Here is an 11,712-nt window from a genome sequence, read left to right on the forward strand (position 1 = left end):
GGATCTCGCTTGCCGTAACAATTTGGCGAGCGTGACTTTTAGCGATCGAGTAGCGATTTTACACCTATATTGCCGATCGAAAATCGCACCAATTTTTAATAAAATCTTTAGATCGATCGAGTAATTGGGTAATATGTTAATAGCAACCTATCGTTGCTACGCATATACTACCCAGGCTAATTGAGGGTAGAATCAGTGGAGGTAATCCTTATGTCTCATTTCGCTTACTACCGTCTTACCGCAATTTCGATCGGAATTTGTCTTCTCAATGCGATTTCGATCGATCCTGCGGCAGCAAAAAATCTAGTTACGATCGTCGATAGGCAAACACCCGTATCGAAGCTAGGGCTAGATATCGGTCTGCAACCGATCGTGCCATATAAAGTATCCCAACAGTCGAACGGGCAATCTACAGCCAATGGTAGGAATTCTGCGGGGATCGGTGTTACGGCGCGGGTAGGTACGCTCGGTGCTGGCGTGGAAGTTGCCAAATCTTTGACACCACAATTTAACGGTCGTTTGGGGCTGAACTTTGGTAATGTCGGGTTCAATCGCAACGATAGCGGCATTAATTACGACTCGCAGCTAAATTTCAGCAGCGTGCAATTATTCGGCGATTACTATCCATTTGCTAGCAGCAGTTTTCGCGTGACTGGCGGCTTAGTCGCTCAAAATAATCGCTTCTCTGTGACTGGTAAACCGGGCGGTAACGGCACCTACACGATCGATGGGATTCAATACCCCGCCAGTGCTGTCGGCACGCTTAGTGGCGAGTATAAGTACGGTAATTCGATCGCACCTTATCTAGGCATCGGGATTGGTAAATCGACAAATGAAGGTTTTGGCTTTAATGCCGATCTGGGAGTAATGTTTACAGGTGCGCCCAAAGTTTCGCTCAATGCCAGCAATCCCGCCTTTAATAATAATCCAATTACTCGCGGTCAACTCGACAATCAAGTTCGTCAAACCGAAAACGATCTGCGCGGATTTAATGTTTATCCCGTACTATCCGTTGGACTTTCTTACGGGTTTTAAATTAGTGGATAGTGGATAGTGGATAGTGGATAGTAGATAGTGGATAGTGAATAGTGAATAATTTAGATCTTAGGGTGTGTTATGCTGACGCGATAATACACAAATATTTATATCAAATATCAAATATTAACTATCAACTATCAACTATCAACTATCAACTATCTTACACTTTCCCAAACCGCCGATTGCGTTGCTGAAAGTCAGCGATCGCTAGTGTGAATTCATCATTGCTAAAATCCGGCCAATGTGTTTTGGTAATATAGATTTCGGTATAAGCTAGCTGCCATAATAAGAAGTTGCTCAAGCGTTGTTCGCCGCTGGTCCTAATTAAGAGATCGGGATCTGGTAACTCATGGGTGTCTAAATATCGATCGAACATCGATTCATCGAGTAGATTTACATCCAACTCACCTGCTTTAACTAATTCGGCGATCGATTTACAAGCTTGGAGGATTTCTTTGCGGCTGCCATAGTTGATGGCAATATTAAACGTCACAGCTTGATTGTATTGGGTTTTATCGATCGATTTATCCATCATCCTCTGCAAACCGAGCGGTACTTGAGATCGATCGCCCAGAAATCTAATCCTAACTCCTTCGGCGTGCATTTGGTCTAATTCGCTATCTAATAATCCCTCAAATAACCGCATCAGAAAATCGACTTCTACTGCTGGTCTGCCCCAGTTTTCGGTAGAGAAAGCATAGACTGTAAAGTTAGCAATGCCCCAATCTTTACAACAGCGTAATAATGATTTAACTGTATTGGCTCCTTGTTGATGTCCGGCGATCCGTGGCAATCCTTGTTGTTTCGCCCATCTCCCATTTCCATCCATAATTGCTGCCACATGCTGGGGCATTTTAGTCGGATCTAAAATAGTGGGCAATTTGGTAATTAATTGAGTATTCATCTAATTAGTTAATTAATGTTTGTGTGTAAATCGAGCGGGAAGGATGCCAAAAATTTGTTTTAAATAATCTGAATTGAGGCTGTAGTGCCAAACTAATAGCCGCTGCATCACCAGCCAAAATGTCACGACTAATTGCCAACGATGTTGCCAGCTCCACTCGCCCCAGTGCAGCACCGACAGCATCCGATAGTAAGTTTTGAGCAAGTTACCACCCGAAGCAGATTTGCGGGGGAGTAATTGTCTACAACCGCGAATGAATCGATGTCCTTTGGGTGCAGGATATAACCAAACTCCGAAACCCCAGAATTTGATGAGATGATTGATTTCATCTCGCAACATTTCGCCGATTATTTGTTGCAATGTACCTGTAGAATGCCCCATTAACCAGATGTATAAACATGTAGCACCATATTCAGTCGCAATTCGCGACAAACCATGACGATAGAGATCGTTGTTGGGGCAATTAGTCGGTTGATAAGCGCGTGCTAGTTTGGGATTGGGCTGAATGCGCTCGCCGCTTAATTGCTGATAGATGGCGATTAATGCTGGTGCGTGGCGACTTTCTTCTAACTCCCAAATTCCCTTCGAGCTACGGTTGCCTAGCTCGTCAACCCTCCCACCGACAAATTCAGCCATGGCTGGATGGATCGGATCGAGATATTGCCGACTGGTATGGGTATAATCTCGAATAGGGGCTTCTGTATCGATCGCACCTTTGAGGATAGCTAGAAATAGTGCTGGTTCGATGCCAACGATGAGATTTGATTGGAGCTGATGCCACTCGATTTTTGCCCATTTTCGTGGATGGGGACGATCGAATTGTTGGGGTAATTCTTGGAGTCGATTGTTGAGATAATTTCGATCTAAATAAGTCTCGATTAAATCTTTAATTAGTAGGTAAAAATTCGATTTATTGTGGCAATCTCGTTCGCCAGCCAGCGATAAAGTCATAACTTCTAAGTCGATCTTCAGGTGTTAATCAAACTATAACCCTCCAGATCTAAGCTGTCAGTCGGATCTCGTCGGCAATATCGTTCGGCTCAAAAGTCTGAAAAAGTCGGGAATAACTATTTTGTAAGGAGTAGTTAATAATTAGTCTGATTAGCTCTCATGCCCCAAACCCCATCTCTCAATCTGGATTTAAGGATTTTCAGGATTTTCAGGATTAGGTTGTAGGTGCTAACCTGTATCCTCCTCATCTCTAATGCCTAAAGCCTAATCCCTAAAGCCAAAGCCTAAAACCTAAAACCTAAAACCTAAAACCTAAAGCCTATCCCCTATCCACTATCCCCTACCCCCTATTCGATGAGTGCTGACAGTGCCATAAATACGATCGATCGATTACTCCTTCACAATACGGGTAAACATCTTAACGATCTGCAAATATTTATCATTCGGCAGGTGTGGCTGGGGCGAAAGTATATCGATATTGCCGCAGACTATCATTGTACGGAGGGACATGTCAAAGACACTGCCGCAGCTTTGTGGCAGTTATTGTCGCAATTATTGGCGGAGCGGGTAACTAAAACTAATCTCAAGTCGATTTTACAACGCCATGAGAGTCCAGCGATCGCAGTGCCGACTAAAAGTATCGATCGTCAATTTATGGGTAGAGAACTAGATATCTCTAGATTAGACGAATTAGTTGCCCAAGGGCAACGGACGATCGTGATTTTGGGAGAGGGTGGCGTCGGTAAAACTACCTTCGCACAGCAGTATTTAAAAACCTGCGGCTGCGATCTAATTTTGGAATTATCGATGGCAAAAGAAGCCGCTCGCATTACTCCGGCTGAAATAATTGTTGAGGAATGGTTGCGACAAGATTTACAAACTGAGCCGGGAAGAGAATATGGAATCGCTCTACTGCGGCTCAAGCGGCAACTTAGCACGCGCAAAATTGGAATTTTAATTGATAATTTAGAGCCAGCATTAGATCGAGATGGGCGCATTATTTTTCCGCATCGTAGCTATGTAGAATTGCTCGGAATTTTAACCGATCGACAGTTGCCAGGAATTACTTTAATTACCAGTCGAGATCGATTATGTGAAGTAGATTTGAATTTAATCCATTATCGGCTATCGGGATTAGCAGTAGATACATGGCAAAATTATTTTAATTATCGTCAGCTCGATCCAACTGTCACAGCAATTACGTCATTACATCGATCGTATGGGGGTAATGCTAAAGCGATGGAAATTATTGCTAGTAATATTCATGCCGATTTTGCTGGCAATATCGACATTTACTTACAAACCGATCGAGATTCTCACCTGATCGAAACTGGACTAAAACAATTAATTGCCAATCAATTCGATCGCCTGCAAACTCTAGATCCGGAGGCTTATCAATTACTCTGCCGAGCTGGTTGTTATCGCTATCAAGATTTAAGTCGAGTTAATGCCGATGCTTTATTTTGTTTATTATGGGAGATCGAACCAGCAGCGAGAGCGAAAGTACTTAACGCGCTCGATAACCGATCGCTAATTGAGTCTCACTGCGGAAAATACTGGCTGCACCCAGCCATTAGAGCCGAAGCGATCGCCAGATTGCAACGCACTGATGACTGGGTAAAAGCGCACCAAGCCGCCGCTAATTATTGGAGTGATTCTGTTATCAAAATTGTCAATACACATACTGCAATTACGGCATTAGAAGCATATTATCACTATGTAGAAATTGGCGATCTATTGCAAGCTGCTAAAGTATTACTGCACCCGCGTAACAATCAATGGGGACAATTTTTACCCTTAGCCAGCAATTTGTATAGAATGGGACTGATTCAACCCATCCTGATAGCAATTACGCAGATAATTACCGCACTTTCGCCCGATCGATCGACTGCCGAATTAAATAATATTCTCGGCGATCTTTACTGGATTGTCGGGCGAGTTCATGACGCGATCGCCACCCAGCAACAAGCGATCGATTATACAGAACGAATGCTATTAAATCTCGATCGACAAGCGCGATCCCATGACATTCATTGCTTAAATATCTTAAATATCGACTCGCTCTTAAGTCTCGGATTATATCATATAGATCTATGGGAACTAACCACCGCCAGCCGACTCTTTCAACAAGTAATTACAGTTGCCAGTAATACTGCTGGCGATCGCTGGATTCAAAAAGCGACCGTTTGTTTAGCGTTGGTACAATCTTATCTCGATCGATCCGACGAAGCTAGAGTATTAATTACCAAAATCGAGCCTGTAATTATTCACCAAAAATGGACGGGTAGTAGTGCTTATTTTCTCCAGATCGTCGGCCAAATTTATACTAATTTAGGCGAATACGATCTCGCCGAAAATATTTATCAGCAAACTTTGACATTTTGTCAAAGTGGTAACTACCTACAAATTCAAGGTCGAACCTTAACTAGCTTGGCACAATTATATCGATTGCAAGATAATATTAAAACTTCCCAAACTATCCATCTCCAAGCGATCGAAATTCTCGACAGACTCGGAGCCAAATGCGATCTTGCCGAAGCCTACTATCAAGCAGCACTCACATGGCAACAAGCCGGAGATCTCACTCAAAGCCAAATTTATCGCCATACCCACGCACATCAACTCTTCACCGAAATCGCCGCACCGGAGCAGTTGATGAGAATTAGGTAGGGGAGATAGGGGGAGAGAGAATTTTTTACCCATTACCCATTACCCATTACACCCCAATCTAACGATTGATAGATTCCGATCTCCACAGTGGTTTGTTAAGCTATCATTCATCTAAATCTTTATGCTGCCGCAGCCCATAATCGCGATCGTCATGGCTAAACGTCAACTACCAGAAACAACTGCTCGCGTGCGAGTAACCCATCACTCCTGGCAATTTGGCAAAGTTGTCGGCGAAGTTAGTGCGGGCGACTTTTGTTGGGATTTTCAGTGGTGTTGCCGCGAAGGCAACTTGGAACTCATTGTCGAACCAGCTCTGGGACGTGCCTTGATTCAAGATGCGTTGGGTAGATTTTTGAAGCAGTGGGACTACCAGCTCGAAGCTGGAGGCGACTATGAATTTACCGTCAGAGCGAAATTTTAAGGTGCCGAAAAAGTAGCCAATCTCAGTAAAGCCAAAATTTTTTGTATCCCTCTAGCCGCATGAGATTCACCTGCGGAAGAACATTTTGGCAACTAGCGGAGTCATCAGAAAAGTGTCACAATCAAAATCGACTCTCAAATCGGTCAAATTCCACTAAGATTTTCATTCTCATCCTATGAAAAATTTCACATTAACTGCTGCATTTACCACGATTTGCTCCGTAGCGATGGTTGCTACCGTTGTTAATCCTAGTTTCGCCCAGTCATCTACCAAGACGCCTGCGACTAAGACAGCTCCAACTTCAACGACACCTGCAACTAAAACAGCTCCAACTTCTAATACCAACAATGCTCAAGCACAAGCTCAAGCTCAAGCTATCGAGCAGCTCAAGCTGACAAAAGACCAGCAAGAAAAATTAGTCAAGCTCCAGCAAACCGTCCTCCAAAAGAAAATTGCTGTACTCAACCCGACCCAAAAACAACAACTTCAAGTAGCGATGCAACAGGGGAAAAATCCCAATTTTACGTTTACAGCAGATCAACAAACCAAACTCAAAGCCATTCAAGCCGAAGCTATCGCTCAGCAGAATTCAATTTTAACTCCCGAACAACAGCAGAAGCTGATCCAAATCAACAAGCAGTTTTCGACTCCTCAACAAAAATAATGCTAGGAATCGGAGCTTGCCGAACCAAACTAATCGCTAACATTAGCTACGATTTTCGATCCTTCCTTCAATTTATCGCTGGCTCGATCGTCACCAGTATCGAGCGGCATACCTAGGCATCGATCTCAATCGAACGCCTGGGTTTTCGTTTGCAACAATGACCGAAGCCCAGCGATACCCCGCTCGGTTTACCATTGTAAAGTGCCTGCGGTATCGCCTTGGGAGCGTTTAGTTTCTGCATCCCGCTCGAACCACTTGATAATCTGTTGGGGAGTCAGATCTTCAATTTTGGCAACCTGCTCGTCATCGGCAATCTGTTGAAGCATTCGCAGCGAAGAAATTGTAATCCGAGTCAAAAATTTTTCATGTGTAGATAGTAATGCTGCTTCTACCTCCAATGCCTCAGCGTGCGTTAAATACTGTTTCTCATTCATAGATATTTACGATCGATTATTTTAGTTAACTCACATCTTGTGCTGGTTCAAATATATTAGTGCTTAGTTTCGATTCAGGGTACCCACAAGGGGCGCCCCTACAGATTAATTGTGTAGGGGTGCCCCTTGTGGGTACCCGAAGCTCTATGTTTGTACTAGTTAGCCGTCATCGAAATCAAATAGCCGCACTGATGCTCGCCATCGACTAGCCAGTGCGTCCGCTCTACCTGACAATCTGCTAGCGCAGCCGCAAACATTTCGAGTTCGTGTCCGCACACAGCCGGAAACGAGTTTGCAACCTGCGAGATCGCACAGTTGTACTCCGTGAGGATGAATTTGTCATCTCGCCCCTCTAAAGGGTGATACTCGGCCATATAGCCCTCTTGTCGGCGCAGTTCGACTAACTTAGCCACCCGCTCCGGCAATTCACCCTGTCCCAGCTTTTGACGATAATCGATGCTTTTCTTCTGCCAATGGCGGTGGATGATTTCGCTGGCTTGCTCGTAGCCGAGATTATCGACTAAAGTATCCAGAAACGAGATGGCAAATCGATCGTACCTGTCAGGAAAACGTTCGCGCCCCTTCTGACTCAAATGATAAATATGCTGCGGTCTACCAGTCCCCGCCGAGACTGACTTATAGACGATGAGATCTTCAGTTTCCAAATCTTTAAGATGGCGACGCACGGCTTGGGGACTGATATCTAGTGCGATCGCCAAGTCCTGCGCGATCGCCTGACCGTGCTTGAGCAGGTATTCGAGAATATCCTGCTTGGTAGAAGTAAGCTGCTCTGTCATCATATCGGTGCTGGGTTTGGAGGAGTGGTCGCGCGCAGACATGCAGATAAAACTTTTTCGCTACTTTTGCCACTTTAACAACATAGTTGTTGCTAAAGTGCTGTACAATATAATTAAACAATCAGCTCGTTGTTTTAGTATACAATCTTTTGTCTACCCTCAGCCACTAGATTTCACATATAGCTTCGATAATTGCTGCTATTCGAGATTTGCTTCGGTTGAGATGGTGTTACCCCCCAACCCCCCTTGTAAAGGTGGGGCTTTCAATTCTCCTCCCTGTGGTAAAATCCCCTCCTGGGAGGGGTGCCCGTAGGGTGGGGTGGGTAGATCTCCGCCGTAGCCAGCCAATAACAAACCATCCTTAATTCTAGAGAGAACACAGGCGATCGATGAGTACTGTAGTCCAAAACTTAGTCAATCAACCCTATAAATACGGCTTCGTCACTGATATCCAATCAGATAAGATTCCGCGCGGCTTGAACGAGGATATCGTGCGGTTGATTTCATCCAAGAAAGACGAGCCAGAATTCCTGCTCAATTTCCGCCTGCGTGCCTATCGTCAGTGGCTGAAGATGACCGAACCCACTTGGCCGCACGTTGACTATCCCGCGATCGATTATCAGGATATCATCTACTACTCCGCCCCCAAACAAGCCGCCAAAAAGTTGGACAGTTTGGATGAAGTCGATCCCGTGTTGCTCGAAACCTTTGAGAAACTAGGGATTTCCCTCAACGAGCAAAAGCGACTCTCGAATGTGGCTGTAGATGCCGTCTTCGATAGCGTCTCTGTCGCCACCACCTTCAAAGCGCAACTCGCCAAAGAAGGCGTAGTTTTCTGCTCTATTTCCGAAGCCGTCAAAGAATATCCCGAACTGATCGAGAAATACTTGGGAAGTGTGGTGCCGATCGCCGATAATTTCTTTGCAGCCTTAAACTCCGCCGTATTTAGCGACGGTTCCTTTGTCTACATCCCCAAAGGCACCAAATGCCCGATGGATTTATCCACCTATTTCCGGATCAATACTGGCGATAGCGGCCAATTCGAGCGGACACTCATCATCGCCGATGAAGGTGCCTCCGTCACCTACCTCGAAGGCTGTACCGCACCCGCATTCGACACCAATCAACTCCACGCCGCTGTCGTCGAATTGGTGGTATTAGATAACGCCGAAATCAAATATTCCACCGTCCAAAACTGGTACGCAGGCGATGAAACTGGTAAAGGTGGTATCTACAACTTCGTCACCAAGCGCGGCTTGTGTAAAGGTGTCAATTCCAAGATTTCCTGGACGCAAGTAGAAACAGGTTCGGCAATTACCTGGAAATATCCCAGTTGCGTCTTAGTCGGCGACAACTCCGTCGGTGAATTTTACTCCGTCGCTTTGACTAATAATCTCCAACAAGCCGACACAGGCACCAAGATGATCCATGTGGGCAAAAATACCCGCAGTACGATTATTTCCAAAGGGATTTCCGCAGGTAAATCGAAGAATAGCTATCGCGGTTTAGTCAAAATGAATCCCACAGCAAAAGGGGCGAGAAATTATTCCCAATGCGACTCGATGCTAATTGGCGACAGAGCACAGGCTAATACTTTCCCGTACATCCAAGTTCAGAATCAAACCGCCAAAGTCGAACACGAAGCATCTACTTCTAAGATTGGTGAGGATCAGTTATTCTTCTTCGCTCAACGGGGGATTTCCCAAGAGGATGCGATTTCGATGATGATTAGTGGTTTCTGTAAGGATGTCTTTAATCAACTGCCGATGGAATTTGCCGTTGAAGCAGACAGATTGTTGAGTCTGAAATTGGAAGGTACTGTCGGTTAAATAAAAAGAGACAGATATTATCTGTCTTTTTACTTGTAACTCATCAATTAGCAGCATGGTATCTAATTGGATTTTGGACATATCGATAGGATGTTTACTTTTAATATCGATGGGTCTCTTTTACGAAATAACTGTAATCTTCTATACCATGTTCAATTGGTGGATGATTATATTTCTATTGCCATTTGGAGCCGTTTATAGCTTGTTCGCAGCCGTCTATAGCTTGATAGAGCAATCGAAAAAGTTGTCAGGTAGTGAGTCAGAAGCAATCTTACATGCTAATTATATTCAGCCTGCCGAACAATATACTTTAATTGGTTCGTCGATTGCAATCGCTATATTGTGGCTAATTCCAGTCGTAGTAGACTTGATATTTAGCAGTGTAGCTGTTTTTGTTGCTTATTTACTAAATAATAATCTCAGCTTAGATGATGTTTATTTCATTGGTTTAACGCCATCTATTATTTTATTTATTACTTTCTTATCCACAAGAATTCGTGAAATGCTCTCTAATAATATCAACTCCAGTATTTATACCAGTGTTGGAGCAATTGGGATAATTACTAACACCTTTATAGTTGAACGGGGTGGCTATTTGACGGCAAAGATATTGGGAATATGATATTTCAATCCATTGTATAATTTGTAGGGTGGGCACTGCCCACCGATCGCCAACATTGATGAATAATTGAACTCGATCAACAGCTAAATGTGGGCAGTGCCCACCCTACAAAATTAGAGTTTTAAAATGGTTGCAACACCTGTAAAATATCTTACTTTAGAAAACTTTCTGGCTCTTCCAGAAACTAAACCTGCAAGTGAGTATATTGATGGAAAGATAGTTCACAAGCCAATGCCTCAAGGAAAACATAGTTTGTTGAGGATGAAACTATTTACTTTCATTAATTCAATTTTAATGGAAGCAAAGATAGCGATCGCATTTCCAGAATTAAGATGTACCTTTGGCGAGAGGTCGATCGTTCCTGATGTAGTTGTGTTGAAGAATGAAAATATTCCCAAAGATGATGATGGTGAGGTTTCTAATGTGGTGACAACTGCACCCGATTGGACGATTGAAATTTTATCTCCAGACCAAAGTACGACTAAAGTAATTAAGAATATTCTTCATTGTTTAGATAATGGTACTGAAGTAGGCTGGTTAATCGATCCGGCGGAGAAGATGATACTAGTTTATCAACCCGATCGACAAGTACAAGTAGTAGATATACTCGAAGCTGAATTAATCGTGCCTGAATTTGCTCGATCTATTAAGTTAACTGCTGGTGATGTCTTTGGCTGGCTGAAGGTGGGATAAGATCGATCGCTAAATACAGAATTGATTTAAGGAATTACGATTTATGACAAACCCTTCGAGCCTTTTATATTTAAATAGAAAGAAATTAGTTATTAAAGATTTAGAATATATTATCTATTTACAAAGCAAAGAGGAGTATATTAACAACTCTAATAGAGAACTTGACGAGATAGAAGAATATATTGGAATGATTCTTGTTGCAGCGAACAACGACAAAAATATATTAGAGGAATGCGAGAATTATATTCAATACAAATATAAGGCAAATTTGCTTGAAACCAGTGCTTCTATCTCTGCATATGAATATTGTCTTGAATTATTGAAAAATGCTAAAATCAGAACGGGCTTAGTAAGCAGTGTGCCCCCATCACTCGATCGAATCACAATTAATCCAAAAAAAATGAATGGACAACCATGCATTCGAGATCTAAGATTAACAGTGTGGAGAGTAATTGAACTACTGCAAACTTATCCAGACCGATCGGAACTATATCAAGAATTTCCAGAATTAACAGAAGAGGATATCAAACAAGCCGTTATTTATAACGATCTCAATTCAAAAGATCCAGTAAAAGCTTCAGTTGTTACTAATTCAATTGCTCATGAAACTTTTGCTTGACCAGGGATTACCACCTTTGACAGCAGAGTTACTTAGAGGACAAAGGAGATGCTAATCAATGGAGCCTTGA

General features: G+C 43.2%; 12 protein-coding genes. 8 read left to right on the forward strand and 4 right to left on the reverse strand.

Translation table 11 applies throughout. The annotated features are described in order from the left end of the window. The first annotated feature begins 210 nt into the window (after positions 1 to 210). Positions 211 to 1,035, forward strand: coding sequence for a hypothetical protein (locus CHA6605_RS01130; RefSeq protein ID WP_015157712.1), 825 nt, complete (start codon positions 211 to 213; stop codon positions 1,033 to 1,035). Positions 1,036 to 1,198: 163 nt separating this feature from the next. On the opposite strand, the gene CHA6605_RS01135 is transcribed toward CHA6605_RS01130, so the two are convergent. Next, positions 1,199 to 1,942: an isoprenyl transferase gene (locus CHA6605_RS01135; protein WP_015157713.1), complete on the reverse strand. Its 744-nt coding sequence runs from the start codon at positions 1,940 to 1,942 to the stop codon at positions 1,199 to 1,201. 12 nt (positions 1,943 to 1,954) lie between these two features. Further along, a complete protein-coding gene (locus CHA6605_RS01140) occupies positions 1,955 to 2,893 on the reverse strand; it encodes a ferritin-like domain-containing protein (protein WP_015157714.1) in 939 nt (312 codons plus the stop codon). Positions 2,894 to 3,247: 354 nt separating this feature from the next. Between CHA6605_RS01140 and CHA6605_RS01145 the strand changes: the two genes are divergently transcribed. The 3 genes from CHA6605_RS01145 to CHA6605_RS01155 all read left to right on the forward strand — a co-directional run bounded on the left by CHA6605_RS01145 (position 3,248) and on the right by CHA6605_RS01155 (position 6,648). Further along, positions 3,248 to 5,563: a helix-turn-helix domain-containing protein gene (locus CHA6605_RS01145; protein ID WP_015157715.1), complete on the forward strand. Its 2,316-nt coding sequence runs from the start codon at positions 3,248 to 3,250 to the stop codon at positions 5,561 to 5,563. Between the two features lie 121 nt (positions 5,564 to 5,684). Further along, positions 5,685 to 5,984, forward strand: a complete 300-nt coding sequence (locus tag CHA6605_RS01150; protein ID WP_015157716.1) for a DUF3146 family protein — start codon at positions 5,685 to 5,687, stop codon at positions 5,982 to 5,984. Positions 5,985 to 6,159: 175 nt separating this feature from the next. Then, complete coding sequence (locus CHA6605_RS01155) at positions 6,160 to 6,648, forward strand: hypothetical protein (RefSeq protein WP_015157717.1); 489 nt, start codon at positions 6,160 to 6,162, stop codon at positions 6,646 to 6,648. Between the two features lie 188 nt (positions 6,649 to 6,836). Here the strand turns inward: CHA6605_RS01155 and CHA6605_RS01160 are convergent, their stop codons facing one another. Continuing rightward, on the reverse strand, positions 6,837 to 7,082 hold the full coding sequence (locus CHA6605_RS01160; protein WP_015157718.1) for a hypothetical protein: 246 nt from the start codon (positions 7,080 to 7,082) through the stop codon (positions 6,837 to 6,839). 155 nt (positions 7,083 to 7,237) lie between these two features. Continuing rightward, entirely contained in the window at positions 7,238 to 7,882 is a 645-nt protein-coding gene (gene sufR / locus CHA6605_RS01165; RefSeq protein WP_041548572.1) for an iron-sulfur cluster biosynthesis transcriptional regulator SufR, read from the reverse strand. Between the two features lie 386 nt (positions 7,883 to 8,268). Here sufR and sufB point away from each other — a divergent pair, with 386 nt between their 5' ends. The 4 genes from sufB to CHA6605_RS36985 all read left to right on the forward strand — a co-directional run bounded on the left by sufB (position 8,269) and on the right by CHA6605_RS36985 (position 11,642). Further along, positions 8,269 to 9,708: a Fe-S cluster assembly protein SufB gene (gene sufB / locus CHA6605_RS01170; protein WP_015157720.1), complete on the forward strand. Its 1,440-nt coding sequence runs from the start codon at positions 8,269 to 8,271 to the stop codon at positions 9,706 to 9,708. Between the two features lie 148 nt (positions 9,709 to 9,856). Continuing rightward, positions 9,857 to 10,330, forward strand: coding sequence for a hypothetical protein (locus CHA6605_RS01175; protein ID WP_157259703.1), 474 nt, complete (start codon positions 9,857 to 9,859; stop codon positions 10,328 to 10,330). A 126-nt stretch (positions 10,331 to 10,456) separates the two neighbouring features. After that, positions 10,457 to 11,023 (forward strand): Uma2 family endonuclease, encoded by a 567-nt coding sequence (locus CHA6605_RS01180; RefSeq protein ID WP_015157722.1) that lies wholly within the window; start codon positions 10,457 to 10,459, stop codon positions 11,021 to 11,023. Positions 11,024 to 11,381: 358 nt separating this feature from the next. Next, positions 11,382 to 11,642 (forward strand): DUF433 domain-containing protein, encoded by a 261-nt coding sequence (locus CHA6605_RS36985; protein WP_315874960.1) that lies wholly within the window; start codon positions 11,382 to 11,384, stop codon positions 11,640 to 11,642. The last annotated feature ends 70 nt before the right edge of the window (positions 11,643 to 11,712 follow it).

The sequence above is a fragment of the Chamaesiphon minutus PCC 6605 genome, assembly GCF_000317145.1.
Lineage (GTDB): Bacteria > Cyanobacteriota > Cyanobacteriia > Cyanobacteriales > Chamaesiphonaceae > Chamaesiphon > Chamaesiphon minutus.